Source organism: Streptococcus sp. KHUD_013 (genome assembly GCF_052588545.1).
On sequence record NZ_CP186264.1, the window covers coordinates 790980 to 812109 of the forward strand.

Genomic DNA, 21130 nt, shown 5'->3' on the forward strand with positions numbered 1-21130 from the left:
ACTGAGGGAGATATGGAAACGACGCCTTTTGTTTCGATAATTTGTACAGTTTTTAATAAAGAACCCTGGCTAAAGAAGACAATTGACAGCTTCTTGACCCAACAAACAGAGTTTGCTATTGAGATTATCTTGGTGGACGACGCCTCAAGCGATGGATCTCGCTCTATTATTCAGGACTATCAAGCAAACTACCCTAATCTGATTCGGGCTTTTTATCAGGATGAAAATCAGGGAATCGCCAAAACCTGGGTAGCTATCTGTAAAGAAGCGCGTGGAAAGTATATTGCCCGCTGTGACGGAGATGATTTTTGGTTGGATCCTTTAAAACTGCAGAAACAGGTTGACTTATTAGAAAGTAAACCGGATTGCAAATGGTCCAATACTGATTTTGATATTTATGATGAGCATGGCAATTTTGTTTCTAAGGCTGGCTTTGCTAATCATACGATTCCATTAGCAGATACCTACGAAAAAATGCTTGCGACTAGAGGCTTTACCATGGCCTCTACATGGCTAGTAGATAGAGATCTGATGCTAGAAGTCAATCAAGAGCTAGATCTTACGACATCAGACGATACCTTTAATCTACAACTAGAACTCTTTCAACGGACTTCTTTAGCGTATCTGGATGAAGCAACGGTTGCCTATACTATCAACCAAGGATCGGATTCTCGTCCCACCGATTTTAAAAAATTAGAACATCGTTTTCATAAGTTGCTACAAACACAACTGGACTATCTTGATAAGTATCCAAATGCTGATTTTAAAGAGATGACGAGGATTCTTTTAGATCGGAATAATACTTATGAGATTCGCCTTTCCAAACCGATGGATTCTCTGTCACACATTGGAATGGAGTCTGTTACCATTTATTTCGGTGATGAAGAGAATACCTATTCGGAAGATCGTACCATGACCAAACTGCTTCAAAAAGAAGATTGCCTGACAATCGAAATTCCGAAAGGAACATCAGTCATTCGAGTGGATCTTTCGGAACGTCCAAGTTATTATTCTGATATTGAATTGAAAGATTCGTCAGGTAAGGTTTGTTCAGCTGTTTATAGTAATGGCGTTGTTGTTGATAATTTGTATTTGTTTAGCGAACCGGATCCTCAATTGATTTATGAAGTTGAAGAAGAAGGGGTGTATCAACTGAGCTATAAAATGATTTCTATAGATAATCCCTCTGCTCCGGATTATATCGGAAAAGTTTTTGCTGCCGAAATGTTAGATTGTCAAAAAAGTTTGAAAAATCTTGAGGCAGAGTTACAAGCTACGAAAGAAGCATATAATACAGTCATTCATTCGCGCCGTTGGACCATTCCAACAAAGATCTTGAAATTCTTAAGAATAAGGAAATAATATGCAACGTTTACTTTTATATGTTCACTACAATAAGTTTAATTTTATTAGTGGGCATGTACTCTACCAATTAGAAAAAATTCGTCCCTTGTATTCACGGGTGGTCTTTATCTCTAATAGTCAGCTACCAGAAGATGTGAAGGATCATTTGTCTTCCCAACAGTTGGTGGATGATATTCTTGAGCGCCAAAATAGTGGCTTTGACTTCGCTGCTTGGCGTGATGGAATGAAGACAGTTGGCTTTGACCAACTGGCCCACTTTGATTCGGTTACCCTCATGAATGATACCTGTTTTGGACCGCTTTGGGATTTAGAACCAATTTATCAGCAGTTTGAAAATGACTCTGAAGTAGATTTCTGGGGAATGACCAATTACCGGAAAGACAAGGATTTTAACGAGCATATTCAAAGTTATTATCTTAGCTTTAAAAAACAGGTTATTGAATCAAGTACTTTCCATGAGTTTTGGCAGGGCGTTCAAGACTTTACCAATGTCCAAGATGTGATCGATAACTACGAGACTAAGGTCACAACGAATTTCTTGGATGCTGGTTTTCGCTATAAAACTGTCTTTGATACCATCCATGAAGATACAACTGGGATGCTCTATCCAGACTTTTCTTACTACAATCCTACAGCGATTCTCAAACATAAGGTTCCTTTCATCAAAGTCAAAACCATTGCAAACAATGAAGGAATCATGCCTTATATTTTTGATGAATTGGAGCGTGTATCGGACTATCCATTGGATTTGATTCTTAACCACATGTCTATGATTGACCGTCCGGACTATCCTTATCTCTTATCCCGTAAGTATTTGAAGGATCAAAACTTAGGAGACACATTTGATAAAAAAGTTGCGGTTCATCTCCATGTCTTTTATGTGGACCTCTTGGAAGAATTTCTAGATGCTTTTCAAGCCTTTCATTTCTCTTATGACTTATGGATCACGACAGATGTAGAAGAGAAGAAGCAGGCTATTGAGGAGATTCTTTCTAATCGGGCCCAAGTTGCGACAGTCGTGGTGACTGGAAACATTGGACGAGATGTGTTACCAATGCTGCTCTTAAAAGAGCAACTCTCAAAATACGATTATGTTGGCCATTTCCATACCAAGAAATCCAAAGAAGCAGATTTCTGGGCAGGTGAATCTTGGCGGAAAGAATTGATTGATATGTTGGTTAAACCGGCAGATCAAATCCTTGCCAATATGGAAGCCAATCCAAAAGTCGGAATCACCATCGCAGATATTCCAACCTTCTTCCGTTACAATCGAATAGTGGTTGCCTGGAATGAGGCTCTTATTTCACCAGAGATGAACAAGCTCTGGGAACGGATGGGAGCGACCAAAACAATTGATTTCAAAAATCTAAATACCTTTGTTATGAGCTATGGGACTTTTGTTTGGTTTAAGTATGATGCTTTGAAACCACTCTTTGATTTGAATTTGACAGCAGCAGATGTTCCAGCTGAACCTCTTCCTCAAAATTCAGTCCTTCATGCGATTGAACGCTTATTAGTTTACATTGCCTGGGATCAAAAATATGACTTTAGGATTTCTCAAAATCCTCATGTTCTGACACCGTTTATCGATAATAAGCAATTGAACAATCGTGAGGATCTCCAACCGCATACCTTCGTGGACTTTAATCAAATCGGTGGGATTAAAGGAGCCTTGAAGTATATTGTGATTGGCCCAGCAAGAGCTGTGAAGTATATACTAAAAAGAATGATAAAGAAAGTGAAATAATGAAACGGAAAAAGAAGTTTAATTTTTATACGTTTTTAAATAACTTGAAATCCAAAATTTCAAGGACTCAATTTTATTATGTAATCACCTTTGTCTTATTTTTCTTTTTTAATTTTTATTTAGCGCAAAATAATTTAGCCATACATAACAAAGCGACAGGGACTGTACTTAAGTACGTCAACTATTTGGGAATATTGTTTGGAATTAGTTTTTTATTGTTAATTGTATTAATGTCACATTTTAACTTTAAGAAATGGTTTCCTCTGAAATTACTGATTAGTTACTTAATTTATAATGTACTTTCTTATATTACAGAAATTTCTCTGTTTCTAAACAATCCCAAATATAAGGTTTGGAACTTTCAAAAAAATCCTTTTTTTAGAACGGATTCCTTTGTAGTTATTGGTACCCTATTTTTATTAACAATGATTCTTGTTCTATATAGGTATTATTCGGATGGATTATTTTCTAGAAAAAAGAATTTAGAAGAAATAAAAGATAACTATCAATACATTATACTGTCACAGATTTTGATAACATTTATCGTAACGGATAAGAATTTTTCGTTATTAATATACAGAACAGATAATTTTTTGTATAAAGCATTAGAAATTGGTAAATATTCTGCTCAACAGTTTTGGATGACAAATGAATTTTTAATGCTTGCTTTTCCGATTCTTTCCATATTTGGTTTTTTCTATACGAAAGGCCAAAGAGATTTCGTGAAAAATAAACCCAGTTTATCATTAGCATTTTTCTCAAGTGTAACTATTGCAATCGTTCTAAATTATTTCTTCCAATTTAGTTTAGGAAGAACAGAACCATTTTTAGGAATACATTATACAATCCCAGATGCTATCTTGTTCCAAATTTTAGTGTTGACAGCTATAATCTGCTTTGTTTATGTATGTCTTAACCAATATTGGATTGCTTCTTGTTTGATTCTATTGGTTTCAGTGCCTTTTGTCATTGCGAATTTTATCAAATTTGGAATGAGAAATGAGCCAGTATTGCCGAGTGATCTAACTTGGTTAACAAAGCCAGCTACCTTACTCGGATTTGTTGATGCATCTCAAATACTATATACAATTGGTGGATTAGTAGCAATTGTGGTTCTTTCTCTTCTTGGAATGAGGTACTTTTTCAAAGGAAAAATTATTTCTTCTTGGAAAGCACAAGTTCTACTTGTATTATCAATGTTTCTCTTATTTATAAACGTAGCATCTGTTTTTTCTGATAAAGAAAATGGGAAAATTAAATCGAATGTTCCGATTATAAGCACCCTCAATAATTATCAAGATATCGATTGGTTAGGGAATACCTCCAATGCTCGCTATAAAGGACTTACATATGTTTGGATGAACCAATTGACGACGGAAGTTATTCAGAAGCCTGAAGGTTATTCAAAAGATCGTATAGCTAAGATTGAAGCGAAGTACAATGAATTAGCGAATGGTATAAATAAGGAGAGACCAAACTATTTGAATGACCAGACGGTTATTTACGTCTTAAGCGAAAGTTTTTCAGATCCGAGAAAAATTGAAGGAGTTGAATTAACTCAAAATCCAATTCCTAATATTGAGAACGTTATGCGTAACCACACGAGTGGCCAAATGCAATCAGATGGCTATGGTGGTGGAACTGCCAATATGGAATTTCAGACATTGACGGGGCTACCTTTTTATAATATTTCTCAAACAGTATCTGTTTTGTATACAGAAGTATTTCCAAAAATTCATAATGTTCCCTCAATTAGTAATTCTTATGAAACGAAGAACAAAATCGCGATTCACCTCGCTGGGAAGTCAAATTACTCTAGAGATATCGTCTATTCTCGACTAGATTTTAAGGATTTTATCACGACGAATACAAAGGGAATCAAATATAGAAAAGAAGGGATTAGTCCAAGTGACGAATCTACCTATGATTTAGTACTAGAAAATATAATTCCTCAAAAGGGACAATTCTTTTCAGTAATGACTATGCAGAATCATTCACCTTGGTTAGAGGCTAATCCAGAAACTTTGGATGCAAAAGGAAATGGATTTAGCGACGAGGAGAACTCTAAACTAACCTTCTACAGTCGTCTACTATACCAAACTGATAGCGCCACCCAAGATTTCCTAGAAAAGCTATCCAAAATCGATAAAAAGATTACAGTTGTTTTTTACGGGGATCATTTGCCTGGTTTGTATCCAGAATCTGCCTTTAAGAACTATCCAGAAGGTCAATACCAAACAGACTACTTTATTTGGAGTAATTTCGATGCTCCTAAATTAGACTATCCTTTAGTCAACTCCAGTGATTTCTCTGCTATGGTCTTTGAACAGACCAACTCTAAAGTCTCACCTTACTATGCTCTCTTGACGGAAGTGTTGAAGAAAGCAAGTGTTGACAAAAAAGCTTTGGAAGGAGAAGCGTTGGAAATCGCTGAGGATCTCAAAATGGTTGAATATGATTTGATTAGTGGCAAAGGCTATTTATCAAAAGATTTCTTCAAAGTACCTACTGCCAAAAATTGATTCATGCTTACAAATTTCCTACCGTTTTGATCAGGTTATTTGATAACTTAAATTATTAAAAATAGAACAGGCTTTCCTGTTCTATTTTTGTTGATTTTATGCTAAACTAGTAGGAGGGGGTTCCGCATATGATTAAGATTTTTGGGAAAATCCGATACCATTGGCAGCCTGATTTATCCATGCTGATTACCTATTGGTCTTTATCGGTTATACCCGTCTTTATTGGACTAGCTCTGATGTATGAGAGTTCCAGTATCCCGACGTTGGTACTCTTTTCATTCTTTCTCTTTATGGCCTTGCTGGCTGTAGGAGTTCATCGCTATTTTACAATCTACGATGATGGGATTTTACGGATTATCACGGCGAACCCATTAACTCCTATAAAAGTTCCGATTTCATCGATTGAAAAAGTGGAAGTTACAAAGAATTCCATCAAGTTGATTTTCAACGATGGATCAAGAAGTCGGACCTTCTGTATGCGTAAGTGGCCCAAAAAATACTTTATCAATGCCTTAGCCTTGAATGATCATTTTAAGGGTGAGATTGAGTTGACAGATAACTTTATCCATGTGGACTATTATCAACTCTACTATGCAGATAATGAAAAAAGCTCTTAATCTTTAATAAGAGCTCGGGTTGGACAATTTTTAACCGCTTCTTGGATAGAAGCATCGGTAGGAAATTCTTTTTCCAATCGTTCATCCTCAGAGGCGAACTTAACGATGCCATTATCGTGATAGTCAAAAATGTCCGAATATGTTTGGCAAAGGCCACATGCGATACAACGTTCAGGTATTAAGGTTATTTTCATATCTATATTGTAATGATTTTAACAGGAAAACACAAGGAGGAAGTTATGCCGAAAGAGCCATGGGAAGAAGAAATTTATGATGACGGAGAAGAAACATTGAAACGAACAAACAAATTAAATGGGATGAAGGCTGATCGCTTGTTGACCATCTTGGCGATTATTTTCTTTATTATTATTGTAGCGATGGTCTGCATCTTAGTTTACCTTTCTACAGGTGGAAGTGATAAGAAGAAACAGATGAGTGGTTTCTATAATGGTGAAACAACAGTCGTTGCATCAAGTAGTGCTCCAGCTGCAGAACAGACAGAGGAAGCAAGTGCAGAAGAATCTGAAGAAGGTACGATTACAGTACTAGCTGGTGAAGGAGAAGCAGCAATTGCAGCGCGTGCTGGCATTTCGATTGCCGAATTAGAGCAACTGAATCCATCTCACATGTCTACTGGATCATGGTATGCAAATCCAGGAGATGTCGTCAAGATTAAATAAAGGATAAGCTATGAAACAGATTCAAATCGCGATTGATGGCCCTGCATCTAGCGGGAAGTCAACTGTTGCTAAGATTATTGCTAAAAATTTAGGCTACACTTATCTTGATACGGGTGCCATGTATCGCGCAGCGACCTATCTTGCTCTTCGTCATGATCTGACCGAAGCAGATGTTGACCAGTTGGTTGATTTGCTGAACCAATATCCTGTGAGCTTTGGGCGCTCTGAAGACGGGCAACAATTAGTCTTCGTAGCTGATGTCGATGTGACTCATCCAATTCGTGACAATGAAGTGACCAACAATGTCTCCTGGGTATCTGCCTTGGCTCCTGTGCGTGAGCGCTTGGTAGCCCAGCAACAACAAATTGCTGCTCAAGGTGGGATCGTCATGGACGGTCGTGATATTGGGACGGTTGTCTTACCAGATGCAGAATTGAAGATTTTCCTAGTGGCTTCTGTAGAAGAACGTGCAGTACGTCGCTATAAGGAAAATTTGAGCAAGGGCATTGAAACAGATTTAGAAGTATTGAAAAAAGAAATTGCTGAGCGGGACTATAAAGACAGTCACCGAGAGGTTTCGCCATTGAAACCAGCAGACGATGCCATTCATTTTGATACGACTGGTGTCGGGATTGATCAAGTAGTTGCATTTATTGAAGAAAAAGCAAAAAAAATCCTTGACAATCCATCATAAACTTGATATCATATAAAAGTTGAGAAAAGCAGAAGTGAGAACTTCTCGCCTTGCGACTAACGTTGTCTGGCCCCTACGGATCAAGTTTCAGAAATGAACTATAATCATGTAGTGCGGGTTTGCGTTAGCAAGTCCGCTCTTGTTTTTCTCTAAAATAAAAAAAGAGGTGAAAACCATAGCAAAGCAAGACTTATTCATCAATGATGAAATTCGTGTACGTGAAGTTCGCTTAATCGGTCTTGAGGGCGAACAATTGGGTATCAAACCACTTGGTGAAGCGCAAGCACTTGCGGACGACGCTAATGTGGACTTGGTTCTCATTCAACCTCAAGCTAAACCTCCTGTTGCAAAAATTATGGACTACGGTAAGTTCAAATTTGAGTACCAGAAGAAACAAAAAGAACAACGCAAAAAACAAAGCGTTGTGACCGTGAAAGAAGTTCGTTTGAGCCCAGTGATTGACAAGGGTGATTTCGATACAAAACTTCGCAATGCTCGCAAGTTCCTTGAAAAAGGGAACAAAGTGAAGGTTTCCATTCGCTTTAAGGGTCGTATGATCACCCATAAAGAGATTGGGGCAAAAGTTTTAGCCGACTTCGCTGAGGCAACTCAAGATATTGCTATCATCGAACAACGTGCTAAAATGGATGGTCGTCAAATGTTCATGCAGTTGGCACCAGCAACTGACAAGAAGTAATCTGTCAGAAAGTTAAAAAAAGGAGAAAATATCATGCCAAAACAAAAAACACACCGCGCATCAGCTAAACGTTTCAAACGTACAGGTTCTGGTGGACTTAAACGTTTCCGTGCTTACACTTCTCACCGTTTCCACGGAAAAACTAAGAAACAACGTCGTCATCTTCGTAAAGCATCTATGGTGCATGCAGGAGATTTCAAACGTATCAAAGCAATGCTTACTCGCTTGAAATAATCGCGTATTTGTAAGTAAAGAATTCTAGGAAATATTGGAGGAAATATAAATGGCACGTGTTAAAGGTGGCGTTGTATCACGCAAACGTCGTAAACGTATTCTTAAATTAGCTAAAGGTTACTATGGAGCTAAACACATCTTGTTCCGTACTGCAAAAGAACAAGTAATGAACTCTTACTACTATGCATACCGTGACCGTCGTCAAAAGAAACGTGACTTCCGCAAATTGTGGATCACACGTATCAATGCGGCAGCTCGTATGAACGGACTTTCATACTCACAATTGATGCATGGTTTGAAATTGGCTGAGATCGAAGTTAACCGTAAAATGCTTGCTGACTTGGCTGTTAACGATGCAGCAGCTTTCACAGCTCTTGCAGACGCAGCTAAAGCAAAACTTGGTAAATAATTTTTTATAAGAGGCTGGGCAAAAACTGTCCAGCTTTTTAATGTTTAAGAGAAATGACTGTATGTCGCAGTGGTTGATTGCTCAAAGCACTGCTTTGAGGTAGTAGATAGTACTTGTGAAGCAAGTTTCCTAAGTCTTTGTTCGCCTAATAAGCTCCAAAGATAGCCTAATGAGGAAACCTAGTTTCCTTTATCTGCAACCTCCAACAGTCTCCCAGACTGTTAGAGCTATGCGGGGGTGGGAAAATTGAAAAAGTTCGGGGAACCTTTTCAATCTTATTAAATTTTCAGAGTTCTTTCCCACTCCCTTTTTTTCTTGCTGATTTCGTGCTATAATGAAAAAAATTTAGAATGTTTATGAAGGAGGACAAGACTGTGGGACATAAACGATTAGCTTGGGATGAGTATTTTGCAGCACAGGCTTTGTTAATATCAAATCGAGCAACTTGTAAGCGGGCCAAGGTGGGGGCTGTATTGGTCAAGGATCATAAGGTGGTTGCGACGGGTTACAATGGCTCTGTCTCTGGTACGGAGCATTGCTTGGATCATGACTGCCTCATGGTGGAGGGACACTGTGTTCGGACCCTCCATGCAGAGGTCAATGCCATTTTACAGGGAGCGGAACGGGGGATTCCCAAAGGTTTCACAGCCTATGTGACCCATTTCCCTTGCCTCAACTGTACCAAGCAGCTGCTTCAAGTAGGCTGCAAGCGGGTAGTTTATATCCATCAATACCGCATCGATGAATATGCTCAGTATCTCTACCGTGAAAAAGAAGTAGAGCTAGTCCATCTTCCATTGGAAGTGGTCAAAGAAGCTATTGCAGAGGCAGACTTTATTTAAGAATGGATTGCTGTCTCACTACCTACAATTAAATTGAAAGCTTATTTTTGAGTTCACGCTTCACTGATTCGTCTAGAGGGAGGAGATTGTGATGAACCGTAAAATTTGCTACCTCATTCTCTTACTAGTCCATGTTCTTGGGGCTTTTTTCAAGTATGGATGCTTCTTTCAGGAGAGCCTGGAAACGGAGAGAATCCCCCTATTATCTGGTTGTCAATCATTCAGATTCTTTTATGGCTTGCTGTGGCCTCTACAGATTCTCTCTTTCTGTTTAGCCATCGATGTCCTACTAGCTACTTTCTTTTGGGTGAAACGACCATAGGATACTTGGGAAAATAGTTTTTGACAAGAAAAAAGGCTCTATCATTGCGATAGAGTCTTTATTTGTTATTTTACTTCGCCACCTTCAACAACGAGGTCATCTGCTTTTGCAGCATCGCCGTAGGTTGGGTGAAGAGTTCTTTCATAAGCTTTGTGGAAGAAGTTTTCTTTTCCAAGCTTTTGAATGTCATCGTTAATGAAATCGAGGAGTTCTTTGTTTCCTTTTTGAACCGCTGGTGCGATAGTATCTGGATTACCAAGTGAAGTAATTCCAACTTCGTATCCTTTGTTTTCAAGGGCCCAGGCAAGAACTTCTGTGTTGTCTGTTGAGAAGGCATCGCCACGTCCATCTAGGAGAGCTTGATAGGCATCGCTGTATTGGTCATATTTTTGAAGTTTTACTTCTGGATGGTTCTTTTCGAAGTAGGTTTCAGCAGTAGTTCCCTTGGTTACGATCAAGGTTTTTCCTTCCAATTGTTTCACATCTGTGATGACCTTATCTTTAGGAGATACCACACCGAGTGAAACCTTCATGTAAGGAAGGGCAAAGTCTACTTGTTTCTTCCGCTCATCAGTTACGGTGAAGTTGGCCAATGTGATATCCACTTTATTGGAGATCAAGTATTCCGCACGGTTAGCCGCATCCACTGATACATATTTCGGTTTGACACCAAGGTCTTTAGCTAATTGGTTTCCTAGTTCAATATCGTAACCTTGGTATGATCCATCATTATCAACATAACCAAAAGGTTTTTTGTCTCCAAAGACTGCGATACGAAGCTCGCCACTTTTCTTGATTTCTTCAATAGTACGTGCTTTAGAGCCGGTAGAAGAAGATGATGACTTGCTAGAGCCACATGCAGTGATAAAGAGCAAAGCGAGAGCGAAGGTAAAAAGAACTAAAATTGGTTTAATGAATTTCATAAAAATCTCCTTTATAGATATGAGCCAAATTGGCTAAAGTCAAATACATTTAAAAATTCTTGTGCTCGTTGGGTTTGTGGGTTGGTAAAGAAGGAGTGAGCACTTCCTTCTTCGGCAATTTTGCCCTGATCCAAGAAAATGATTCGATCGGCAATAGCTTGTGCGAACTGTAACTCGTGGGTCACCAGAATCATGGTCCGTCCTTCTTGAGCCAGGTCGTTGATGAGTTCTAGGACTTCCCGCACCATCTCAGGGTCTAGAGAGGCTGTCACCTCATCGAAGAGGATAATTTCTGGATGCATGAGGAGGGAGCGGACGATGGCTACCCGTTGCTTCTGTCCACCAGACAACTGCCTTGCGTAGCTATGTTTCTTCTCCAAGAGACCGACCCGTTCCAGTAACTCTTCTGCTTCCTTGATGACTTCCTCTTTAGCTCGTCCTTGAGCTTTTGTAGGACCAAGAATCAAGTTTTGGAGGACGTCTAAATGGGGGAAGAGTTCATAACTTTGGAAGACCATCCCAATCTTTTGGCGGACCAGGTGGAAGTCTTTTTGGTTTTTTGTAATGGATTGACCATCCAAGAGGATATCGCCAGCTTGGATGCTTTCTAAGCCATTGATACAACGAAGGAGGGTACTCTTACCACAACCAGAAGGCCCCAAGATCACTACGACCTCCCCTTTTTGAACCTTGAGGGAAAGCCCTTGGAGGATAGGAGTGTCTCCAAAGGATTTTTTTAGGTCCTTGATTTCTAAAATGGTTTCAGACATATTAATTCCTCCAGTGGTTTTCTAACAGTCCTGCTAATTTGGAAATAGGGAAGCAGACAATAAAGTACAAGACTAAAATGGTTCCATAAATCCAAAAAGAAGCGGTTGGGATGGTCAGGCGGTTGCTATCAATGATTTGTTGGCCGACCTTGGTAACTTCTACAACCCCGATGAGGACCACTAAGGAGGTTGTCTTTATCATACGGGTAATCAGGTTAATAGCTTGCGGAAGCAAGCGTCTGAGAACCTGTGGGATGATGATGTAGCGGTATAGTTGGACCTTGCTTAATCCTAAGGCTTGTCCACTTTCAAACTGGTGTTTTGGAAGAGAAGTGATGGCCCCTCGGACTAAATCCCCCATCTCAGCCGTTCCCCAAAGGGTAAAGACGATAATAGCTGAACTTTCACCAGAAATGTTTATGTTGAAGTTGCGGGCCAAGCCGAAGTATACGATAAAGAGCAGGACCAACTGAGGCATGATCCGGATAAATTCCAGATAAAAGCGAGTGAGCAGACGAATGACTTTTGAATGAGAAGTCATCACGATTCCGAGTAAAGTTCCAAGGATCATGGATAGGAAGACAGAGATAATGGAAATCCCAATGGTCACGCCCAAGCCTTGGAGTATTCGAAGGAGATTATTTCCCTGAAAGAGTACTTGGATTCCCGAATCATGCATGGCGTAATCTCCTTTCTATCCAACTAAAGAGAAGTGAAATCGGTAGTAAGAGAAGTAGATAGGCAATGACCAACATGGTCAGGGCGATGTCTGTCTCGTAATAGAGTCCGATCAAATCTTTTGCGACATACATGAGGTCAGCTAAAGCGACTACAGAGAATACAGAGGTCTCTTTAATCAGGAAAATGACATTGGCACTAAAGGAAGGCAGAGCCACTGCGGTCGCTTGCGGTAGAATCACATAGCGAAAGACCTGTCTGGGTGTTAGTCCAATGGAGAGACCGATTTCATGCTGGGTTTGGCTGACAGCTTCTAGACCGCTTCGGAAGGACTCAGCCATATAGGAACCACCTAAAAAGATGAGACCAATGGTTGCACAGACTTCTGAAGAAAGGACGATTCCTATCCTTGGCAAGCCAAAGTAGAGGAAGAAGAGCTGAATCAAGAGCGGTGTATTTCGAGAAAGTTCGATGTAACAACCAGCTAGTTGACTTAAAATCGGTAGACGATAATGTCGGATGATACTGACAATCAATCCTAAAAGAAATGAACCTAAAATCCCCCATACAGCAATGTGGAAGGTCAAGATAAATGCCTGCTGATAGAGTGGAAAGTATTGTTCAACAATTGACCAATCCAAAAATGATTTCCTCCTCTCTAATGAGCAAGGAAAAAAGAAATGCTACCTTACTGATTAGAAAATAATACTGTCACATTGTAACACGAAAAAAAACATTTGAATAATATGGAAAATTTATCAAGCTGATAGATAAAATTTATCACTCATCATAGCCGATGCAATAGATTATCAAATGGGGTATAAATAGAAGATAGGGCGTAAAATCCTATCTTTTTTATATAGCGAGAAAACATGGAGGAAGCGGTTACAAATTGTGGTATAATGAGAGGTAATAAATCAATTTATACTTTACTTTGAAAGTGGAGTGAAATAAATGGTATCAGGGCTAATTTATTTTGTAACCTTTCTTTATATTTCGACTGTTTGGATAGCAGGTAATGAAAATGGATCGGGTACGATGATGTTCTTCGATTAGAAAAGAGCATACCTGGTATCCAATCCTTCCGTTACAGTTTATCTCAGTTTGTTTGGTCCTCGACATTTTACAAGGAGCAATTCTATGGGATAAAAGGATAAAATAAAGAATAAAGAGAACTTGTAGTTTAGATAGGCTAAAGCTTCCTCTTGAAATTAGTTTTTAAGAGATAGTATTGAATAGATGGATATAATAAAAGAATAATGGAATAGTGTATAATTGTTTTAAAAGAAAACATAAATAAAATAATAAGAAAAGGAAAGGAGAAAGCTATGCCAGATCAGCAGAATAATGTTGAAGAAAATAAAGATAGGATTAGGATAAGTGGAGATGGTTTTAATTCGGCACCTATTCAGAATTATCCAACAAAAATCAAATTTACTTCCATTCTTCTTTCAGTCGCCTTTTACTTATCCATTATCTATCTTGTATTGTTTATCTCTTACTTTGCACTTTCGGGTAATGCTTGGGGACTTTTCATTTTAATTTTTCTAGGACCAAACTTATTAAGTATTGCTATTGGGGCCATTTTTCTTAGAATAGGGATCGAGAAAGGAAATAAGACGCTACTCTATACGAGTTTCGTACTTTATATACTGTCCATTATTTTAGCTTATGATCCAGACTGGGGAGTTTTCCGAATTGCACCGATAGTTTTAGCTATTCTTGTTTTAATTGGAACAATCCTAGCGAAAGAAGTTAAAGAAGTATTGAGATATTAAGAAGGGAGAAACTCTTTTAAATCAGTATTTGCTTGATCAATGATCTTATCGAGTCAAGAAATTCTATCAACTTGTATATTTTTAAAATGTCATTAGATGCATGGAAGAATTCAGTGAATATCACATAGAAAATCGTTAATTCCAGCTTTTTAAGAAAAGCAAAATATTTTAGAAAAATGTCAGGAGAAAATTATGACAGATCAACAGCTAAATTGTGAAACAAACCAAAACAAAAACGGAATGCCTGAAAAAAATGTTCAGCCACCAATGATGGGGGAAGGTCCAGAAAATCCTGCTCAGCCACCAATGATGGGGCAAAGTCCAGAAAATCCTGCTCAGCCACCAATGGCGTATCAAGGTCCAGAAAATTCTGCTCAGCCACCAATGGCGGAACAAGCCCCAGAAAATTCTGTTCCTAATAGGGGCCTTCTAACTCTTGTATTTTTCGTAAACATGGGCTTACTGATGCTTTTTATAGGTAGTGCTGTGTTAATGGGAGGATGGGCGATTGTCTTTTTGATCTTTTTGGGCTATTACCTTACTTGTTATATTGCTGCGACAGTCTTACTTGGTATTGGAACAAAAACGGCTAATAAGACGATGCTATTTGTTTCAGTAGCTCTCTATTTTGCCTCCATGCTTTTTGCTGGTGATCCAGCTTGGTTAGCTATTCAAATTCCATCTATGATTTCAACTGTCCTTGTATTAATAGGGACCTTGCTATTGTAAGGATAAGTGTTGGATAGCTGTTTAACAAAAAAAGATATAGTTTGAAACTATATCTTTTTCTTTTTAGAAACAAAGAAGCTCTATGGGAAATTATGGTATAATGAAGTGTTATATGGTCCCGATAAGGTGGTAGGACTGATTGCAAATGCTCTTCCTACCAGTTCTTTGTAACTCTATAACGAATATTTTTTAAGGGGGGACATTTTTTATGTCAGAACGTAAACTTTTCACGTCTGAATCTGTATCTGAGGGGCATCCGGATAAGATTGCAGACCAAATTTCAGATGCTATCTTGGATGCTATTTTAGAGCAGGATCCAGAAGCACACGTGGCTGCTGAGACAGCTGTTTATACTGGTTCAGTGCATGTCTTTGGTGAGATTTCAACGACAGCTTATGTCGATATTAACCGTGTGGTACGTGATACGATTGCAGAGATTGGCTATACCAATACCGAGTATGGATTCTCAGCTGAAACAGTAGGAGTTCATCCATCCTTGGTAGAGCAATCTCCAGATATTGCCCAAGGGGTTAATGAAGCCTTGGAAGTTCGTGGAAATGCGGATCAAGATCCACTTGATTTGATTGGAGCTGGAGACCAAGGTCTCATGTTTGGTTTTGCGGTGGATGAAACGGAAGAACTCATGCCATTGCCAATCTCACTCAGCCACAAGTTGGTTCGTCGTTTGGCAGAGCTTCGTAAGTCAGGTGAAATTAGCTACCTTCGTCCAGATGCTAAATCACAAGTTACGGTTGAATATGATGAAAATGACCAGCCAGTGCGCGTGGATACCGTCGTTATTTCAACACAACACGATCCAGAAGTGAGCAATGAACAAATCCATGAGGATGTGATTAACAAGGTGATCAAGGAAGTGATTCCAGCTTCTTATCTGGATGATGAGACTAAATTCTTCATCAATCCAACCGGTCGTTTCGTTATCGGAGGTCCTCAAGGAGACTCAGGCTTGACTGGTCGGAAGATCATCGTAGATACTTATGGTGGTTACTCACGTCACGGTGGTGGTGCCTTCTCTGGTAAAGATGCCACTAAGGTTGACCGTTCCGCTTCTTATGCAGCTCGTTACATTGCTAAAAATATTGTGGCTGCAGGTCTTGCTAAGAAGGCAGAAGTGCAATTGGCTTACGCAATCGGTGTCGCACACCCTGTATCTGTTCGTATTGATACCTTTGGTACAGGGACAGTAGCAGAAAGCAAGCTGGAACAAGCAGCGCGTCAAATCTTTGATCTTCGTCCTGCAGGAATCATTCAAATGCTGGACCTCAAACGTCCAATCTACCGTCAAACAGCGGCTTATGGACATATGGGACGGACGGATATTGATCTTCCATGGGAACGCTTGGATAAGGTAGAAGCCTTGAAAGAAGCAGTTCAGTAAGTAGATAGAAAGAGAGAGTGGGACAGAAATCGGTCATTCGTAAGAATTCGATTTCGTCGTCCCACTTCCGCATAGTTGAGTAGGGCTTTAAAAGCTGATGAAATCAGCCTAGTAGAGCCCACTCAACCACTGTGTCTTGCTCGACAATCCAAAGACAAAAAAGAGGCTAGGACTTTTGTCCCAGCCTCTTTTTTGGATAATAAATCTACAAATGTAAACAAAAGTATTGACAAAGAAAAAAGAAGGTGTATAATAAAACTACAAATGTAAATAAATCATCCATGATAGGAGATAGAAAGGAAAATGAATGGCAAAGATTTCAAGTGCTGAATGGGAAGTTATGAGAGTCCTTTGGACCAAGGGAGAAACGACTTCTACAGAAATAACTAAGATTCTTTCTACCAAGCAGGACTGGTCCGCATCAACGGTAAAAACCCTCTTGGGACGCTTAGCAGATAAAGGCTATCTGACGAGCCGAAGAGAAGGTCGGACCTTTTTGTATCAGGCTGTCCTTAATGAAGAAGAGGCCAATTTAACAGCTGTCAATGAAGTTTTAAGCAAGATCTGCTTGACCAAGCATAGTCAATTATTGGGGGAACTGATCCAGCAAACACCAATGACGAAAGAACAGATCAAGGACTTGCAAGATATCATCGCATCCAAAGTGAGCGTGGAGCGGGTTCAATGTGATTGCCAACCTGGCCAGTGTCACTGTGCCAGTCATGTGGAGGAAGATAAATGAAAGAAGAAACTTTTGTCATCAATGGGATGACCTGTGCATCCTGTGTGATCAATGTGGAGAAAGCTGTTAACCATCTTGAGGGTGTTGAAAAAGCGACAGTGAACCTAACCACTGAAAAAATGACGGTTGAATATCAGGGGGAACCTTTGAGTCCAGAGGCTATTTCAAAAGCAGTAGCGGACGCCGGTTATGAGGCAGTAGTATACAATCCAGATACAGCTAAGAGCCAAGAAGAGCGAGAAGGTGACAAGCTACAATTGATCCGAAAACGCCTCTTTTGGTCTTCCGTCTTCACCCTGCCTCTCTTTTATCTAGCAATGGGGCCCATGATTGGCCTACCGGCACCTGCATTTGTTTCACCTGATCAAGCACCAGTGGCTTATACTCTTGTACTTTTGGCTTTGACCATCCCTGTGATGATCTTAGGACGAGCCTTTTATCGAAATGGCTTCCGGACTCTTGTAAAAGGCCATCCCAATATGGATGCTTTGGTAGCTCTAGCGACTAGTGCAGCCTTTCTTTATAGTCTTTATGGGACTTATCACATTTTGCTTGGGCACCACCATCACGTGCACCAGCTTTATTTTGAATCTGTAGCCGTGATTTTGACCTTGATTACTTTGGGTAAGTATTTTGAAACATTATCAAAAGGGCGTACTTCTCAAGCTATCAAAAAGCTCATGCATCTGGCGGCTAAAGAGGCAACGGTCCTACGTGATGGAAAGGAAGTGGAACTACCTGTAGAAGACTTGGTCATTGGAGATCAGATCCTGGTCAAACCAGGTGAAAAAATAGCCGTTGATGGTCAAGTGGTTTCCGGACAATCAGCCATTGATGAAAGCATGCTGACGGGTGAATCTATCCCCATCCAAAAAACTGAAGGCAGTCAAGTTTACGCAGGTTCCATTAATGGACAAGGTAGTTTGGTTTATCGGGCTGAGAAAGTTGGTCGGGATACCTTACTAGCACAAATCATTCAGCTGGTGGAAGATGCCCAACAAACCAAAGCACCGATTGCCAAGATTGCGGATCAAGTGGCAGGGGTCTTTGTCCCTGTAGTCATGGGGATTGCCCTCTTATCAGGCCTCTTTTGGTACTTCATCATGGGCCAAACCTTCACCTTTGCTATGACGGTAACGATCAGTGTCTTGGTCATTGCCTGTCCATGTGCTCTAGGCTTGGCGACTCCGACAGCCATTATGGTGGGAACAGGATTAGGAGCAGAGCATGGGATCCTCTACAAGAGAGGGGATGTCCTTGAGTTAGCTCACCAAGCGCAAGTCTTGGTCTTCGATAAAACGGGGACCATCACTCAAGGTAAACCTCAGTTGTCTTCTTCCTATACCTATGGTCAAACGAACCATGCCTTACAAGTCCTAGCTTCTCTGGAAGCCAAGTCCGAACATCCACTAGGACAAGCTATTTTGGATGCTGCGAAAGAAGAGCATATAGACTTATTAGAGATGGAAAACTTCTCTAGTCTAACAGGAAGGGGCCTCACTGCTAACTATGGTGGGAAGGTTTATCTGGCTGGGAATCAAACGCTCATGGATGAGGAAGGGATCGATATTCATCTTGCCAAGGCTGACTTGGAAGACTTAACTCAGGATGGGCAAACCCCGATTTTCTTAGCTGAAAATGGACAACTCATGGCCCTTTTTGGGGTAGCAGACCGGATCAAGGAAGATAGTTTAGAAATGGTTGCTAGCCTAGAAAAAATGGGCAAGAAGGTCATCATGCTGACTGGGGATAATGAACGGACCGCTAAGGCTATTGCCAAGAAGGCTGGAATCCAGCAGGTCATTAGTCAAGTCCTTCCTCAAGAAAAATCACGGGTGATCCAAGATTTGCAAGCAGAAGGCAAGTCTGTGATCATGGTGGGAGATGGAATCAACGATGCACCAGCTCTTGCAACTGCGGATATCGGGATTGCCATGGGATCTGGGACAGATATCGCTATGGAAAGTGCCGATATCGTCGTCATGAAACCGCAATTGATGGATGTTGTCCGAGCCTTGGAAATTAGTCGTTACACGATTAAGACCATCAAGGAAAACTTGTTCTGGGCCTTTATCTACAATGTTTTAGCCATTCCGGTGGCGATGGGGCTTCTCTATCTCTTTGGTGGCCCGCTCTTAAACCCGATGTTAGCAGGTCTAGCCATGAGTTTTAGTTCAGTATCGGTTGTACTGAATGCTCTCAGATTAAAGAGAAAAAAATTGTAAGAACTAGGAGAAAAGTTACCTCCTCGAGTAAAAGAAAGGAAAATAATTATGTCAAAAACATACGAAATTACTGGAATGAAATGCCAAGGTTGTGCCAATGCTGTCACTGAAAAATTATCCGCAGTAAAAGGTGTGGAAGAAGTAAAAGTTGATTTAGAGAAAAAACAAGTAACCATTGAAGGGAAACCTTGGAAATGGTCTTTGAGACGAGCTTTAAAAGGCAGTAAATATGAATTAGGAAATGAAGTGAAATAAAGTCAGGAAAGGCGGTCCGAAAAGGGCTGCCTTTTTTAAAAAAACAACAAGAGAACACATAAATAAATTAGGTTTGCAAGCAAAAATATAAAAAAATAGTAAAACATATAGTTGAGGTTTTCTAAGGATTGGATGGACCGATCAAAAGATAAGAAGTAGTGGAAAATGAAGCGTTTTTATGATATAATAGATGCGGTAATTTTTTACCGAATGATTGAAAGAGCTTATACAAATTTACATGAAAAAAATTATAATTAATGGTGGTCGCCCATTAAAAGGTGAGGTGACCATTAGTGGTGCAAAAAATAGTGTGGTGGCCCTCATTCCAGCAACTATTTTAGCAGACGAAATTGTGACCCTTGATGGTGTTCCAGATATATCAGATGTGGCTAGCTTGATTGACATTATGACCCTCATGGGAGCAAAAGTGGAGCGAGATGGGGAGACTCTTATTATCGATCCGCGTGGTGTACAAGATATGCCAATGCCATTTGGAAAGATCAACAGTCTTCGAGCTTCTTACTATTTCTACGGAAGTCTTTTGGGACGTTATGGCCGGGCAACTGTGGGTCTACCAGGTGGATGTGATTTAGGTCCACGCCCCATTGATCTGCATTTAAAAGCCTTTGAGGCGATGGGTGCTAAGATGACCATGGATGGTTCGAGTATGAACCTTTCCACAAATGGACAGCGTCTTCGTGGGGCGGCCATCTATATGGATACGGTTAGTGTTGGAGCAACTATCAATACCATTCTAGCGGCTGTTAAAGCGGAAGGTCGTACCGTTATTGAAAACGCTGCTCGTGAACCTGAGATCATTGACGTCGTGACCCTTCTCAATAATATGGGAGCACACATTCGTGGTGCGGGTACAGATATCATTACCATTGAAGGAGTAGACTATCTCCACGGGACGCGTCACCAAGTGATCCCCGATCGCATCGAAGCAGGGACTTATATCGCCCTTGCTGCAGCTGTTGGAGAAGGGATTCAAATCAACAATGTCCTTTATGAACACTTGGAAAGCTTTATCGCTAAGCTGGAAGAAATGGGTGTTCGGATGACCATTTCTGAGGATAGTGTGTTTGTTGAAAAGCAAGAAAATCTGAAAGCTGTTCACATTAAAACCTCTCCTTACCCTGGATTTGCAACTGATTTGCAACAACCCTTGACTCCATTGCTCTTGACAGCTAATGGAAAGGGAAGCATCGTAGATACCATTTATCAAAAGCGGGTCAACCATGTGGCTGAACTGATGCGCATGGGAGCGACCATTGAAACAGTTGGTGATCGCATTGTTTACCAAGGACCAAACCAATTAACAGGAGCTCCAGTTAAGGCGACAGACTTGCGTGCAGGAGCTGCCTTGGTGATTGCTGGTTTGATGGCTCAGGGTAGAACGGAAATTACCAATATTGAGTTTATCCTTCGTGGCTATTCGCATATTATTGAAAAATTGCAACAATTGGGAGCTGACATCGAGCTGATTGATGAAGCATAAC

22 protein-coding genes and 1 other annotated feature are annotated in these 21130 nt (G+C 40.2%); of the genes, 17 read left to right on the top strand and 5 right to left on the bottom strand.

Going from position 1 to position 21130, the window contains the following annotated elements:
- Positions 1-12: 12 nt before the first annotated feature.
- The 4 genes from ACOXXR_RS03560 (at position 13) to ACOXXR_RS03575 (ending at position 6251) form a co-directional block, all read left to right on the top strand.
- Complete coding sequence (locus ACOXXR_RS03560; protein WP_445278747.1) at positions 13-1362, top strand: glycosyltransferase family 2 protein; 1350 nt, start codon at positions 13-15, stop codon at positions 1360-1362.
- A gap of 1 nt (position 1363) precedes the next feature.
- Complete coding sequence (locus ACOXXR_RS03565; RefSeq protein WP_445278748.1) at positions 1364-3112, top strand: rhamnan synthesis F family protein; 1749 nt, start codon at positions 1364-1366, stop codon at positions 3110-3112.
- Positions 3112-5634, top strand: a complete 2523-nt coding sequence (locus ACOXXR_RS03570) for an LTA synthase family protein (RefSeq protein WP_445278749.1) — start codon at positions 3112-3114, stop codon at positions 5632-5634. The genes ACOXXR_RS03565 and ACOXXR_RS03570 overlap by 1 nt, the downstream gene beginning before the upstream one ends.
- Positions 5635-5762: 128 nt before the next feature.
- Positions 5763-6251 (top strand): EbsA family protein, encoded by a 489-nt coding sequence (locus ACOXXR_RS03575; RefSeq protein WP_129269458.1) that lies wholly within the window; start codon positions 5763-5765, stop codon positions 6249-6251.
- Here the strand turns inward: ACOXXR_RS03575 and ACOXXR_RS03580 are convergent.
- Positions 6248-6445, bottom strand: coding sequence for a ferredoxin (locus ACOXXR_RS03580; protein ID WP_006596042.1), 198 nt, complete (start codon positions 6443-6445; stop codon positions 6248-6250). The two genes, ACOXXR_RS03575 and ACOXXR_RS03580, sit on opposite strands and share 4 nt — an antisense overlap.
- A 45-nt stretch (positions 6446-6490) precedes the next feature.
- On the opposite strand from ACOXXR_RS03580, the gene ACOXXR_RS03585 reads away from it, so the two are divergent.
- The 6 genes from ACOXXR_RS03585 (at position 6491) to ACOXXR_RS03610 (ending at position 9807) form a co-directional block, all read left to right on the top strand.
- Entirely contained in the window at positions 6491-6931 is a 441-nt protein-coding gene (locus ACOXXR_RS03585) for an SAG1386/EF1546 family surface-associated protein (RefSeq protein ID WP_129269454.1), read from the top strand.
- A gap of 10 nt (positions 6932-6941) precedes the next feature.
- Complete coding sequence (cmk, locus tag ACOXXR_RS03590) at positions 6942-7625, top strand: (d)CMP kinase (RefSeq protein WP_006596044.1); 684 nt, start codon at positions 6942-6944, stop codon at positions 7623-7625.
- 20 nt (positions 7626-7645) lie between these two features.
- Positions 7646-7776 (top strand) — a sequence feature (ribosomal protein L20 leader region).
- A 15-nt stretch (positions 7777-7791) separates the two neighbouring features.
- Entirely contained in the window at positions 7792-8322 is a 531-nt protein-coding gene (infC, locus tag ACOXXR_RS03595; RefSeq protein WP_006597373.1) for a translation initiation factor IF-3, read from the top strand.
- Between the two features lie 33 nt (positions 8323-8355).
- Positions 8356-8556 (top strand): 50S ribosomal protein L35, encoded by a 201-nt coding sequence (gene rpmI, locus ACOXXR_RS03600; protein ID WP_003003453.1) that lies wholly within the window; start codon positions 8356-8358, stop codon positions 8554-8556.
- A 49-nt stretch (positions 8557-8605) separates the two neighbouring features.
- Positions 8606-8965: a 50S ribosomal protein L20 gene (gene rplT / locus ACOXXR_RS03605; protein WP_000124834.1), complete on the top strand. Its 360-nt coding sequence runs from the start codon at positions 8606-8608 to the stop codon at positions 8963-8965.
- Between the two features lie 374 nt (positions 8966-9339).
- A complete protein-coding gene (locus ACOXXR_RS03610; RefSeq protein WP_006597396.1) occupies positions 9340-9807 on the top strand; it encodes a deoxycytidylate deaminase in 468 nt (155 codons plus the stop codon).
- Between the two features lie 387 nt (positions 9808-10194).
- Here ACOXXR_RS03610 and ACOXXR_RS03615 read toward each other — a convergent pair whose 3' ends face one another.
- Genes ACOXXR_RS03615 through ACOXXR_RS03630 form a run of 4 tightly spaced genes read right to left on the bottom strand, consistent with a single transcriptional unit; the run spans position 10195 to position 13141 of the window.
- Entirely contained in the window at positions 10195-11052 is an 858-nt protein-coding gene (locus ACOXXR_RS03615; protein WP_445278750.1) for a cysteine ABC transporter substrate-binding protein, read from the bottom strand.
- An 11-nt stretch (positions 11053-11063) separates the two neighbouring features.
- On the bottom strand, positions 11064-11822 hold the full coding sequence (locus tag ACOXXR_RS03620; RefSeq protein ID WP_048716917.1) for an amino acid ABC transporter ATP-binding protein: 759 nt from the start codon (positions 11820-11822) through the stop codon (positions 11064-11066).
- A 1-nt stretch (position 11823) separates the two neighbouring features.
- Positions 11824-12501, bottom strand: a complete 678-nt coding sequence (locus ACOXXR_RS03625; protein WP_343093717.1) for an amino acid ABC transporter permease — start codon at positions 12499-12501, stop codon at positions 11824-11826.
- Complete coding sequence (locus tag ACOXXR_RS03630; protein ID WP_343093716.1) at positions 12494-13141, bottom strand: amino acid ABC transporter permease; 648 nt, start codon at positions 13139-13141, stop codon at positions 12494-12496. Before ACOXXR_RS03630 ends, ACOXXR_RS03625 begins: the two co-directional genes overlap by 8 nt.
- A 687-nt stretch (positions 13142-13828) precedes the next feature.
- Here ACOXXR_RS03630 and ACOXXR_RS03635 point away from each other — a divergent pair.
- The 7 genes from ACOXXR_RS03635 (at position 13829) to ACOXXR_RS03665 (ending at position 21129) form a co-directional block, all read left to right on the top strand.
- Entirely contained in the window at positions 13829-14278 is a 450-nt protein-coding gene (locus ACOXXR_RS03635) for a hypothetical protein (protein WP_445278751.1), read from the top strand.
- Positions 14279-14470: 192 nt separating this feature from the next.
- Positions 14471-15007, top strand: coding sequence for a hypothetical protein (locus tag ACOXXR_RS03640; RefSeq protein ID WP_445278752.1), 537 nt, complete (start codon positions 14471-14473; stop codon positions 15005-15007).
- Between the two features lie 208 nt (positions 15008-15215).
- Positions 15216-16406: a methionine adenosyltransferase gene (metK, locus tag ACOXXR_RS03645; RefSeq protein WP_287515917.1), complete on the top strand. Its 1191-nt coding sequence runs from the start codon at positions 15216-15218 to the stop codon at positions 16404-16406.
- Positions 16407-16713: 307 nt separating this feature from the next.
- The gene (locus tag ACOXXR_RS03650) at positions 16714-17148 is read left to right on the top strand and encodes a CopY/TcrY family copper transport repressor (RefSeq protein WP_287515919.1); all 435 of its coding nucleotides are present in this window, start codon (positions 16714-16716) and stop codon (positions 17146-17148) included.
- Positions 17145-19373: a heavy metal translocating P-type ATPase gene (locus ACOXXR_RS03655; RefSeq protein ID WP_445278753.1), complete on the top strand. Its 2229-nt coding sequence runs from the start codon at positions 17145-17147 to the stop codon at positions 19371-19373. Before ACOXXR_RS03650 ends, ACOXXR_RS03655 begins: the two co-directional genes overlap by 4 nt.
- A gap of 48 nt (positions 19374-19421) precedes the next feature.
- Positions 19422-19628, top strand: coding sequence for a copper chaperone CopZ (copZ, locus tag ACOXXR_RS03660; RefSeq protein ID WP_445278754.1), 207 nt, complete (start codon positions 19422-19424; stop codon positions 19626-19628).
- Positions 19629-19866: 238 nt separating this feature from the next.
- A complete protein-coding gene (locus ACOXXR_RS03665; RefSeq protein WP_445278755.1) occupies positions 19867-21129 on the top strand; it encodes a UDP-N-acetylglucosamine 1-carboxyvinyltransferase in 1263 nt (420 codons plus the stop codon).
- Position 21130: the final 1 nt, after the last annotated feature.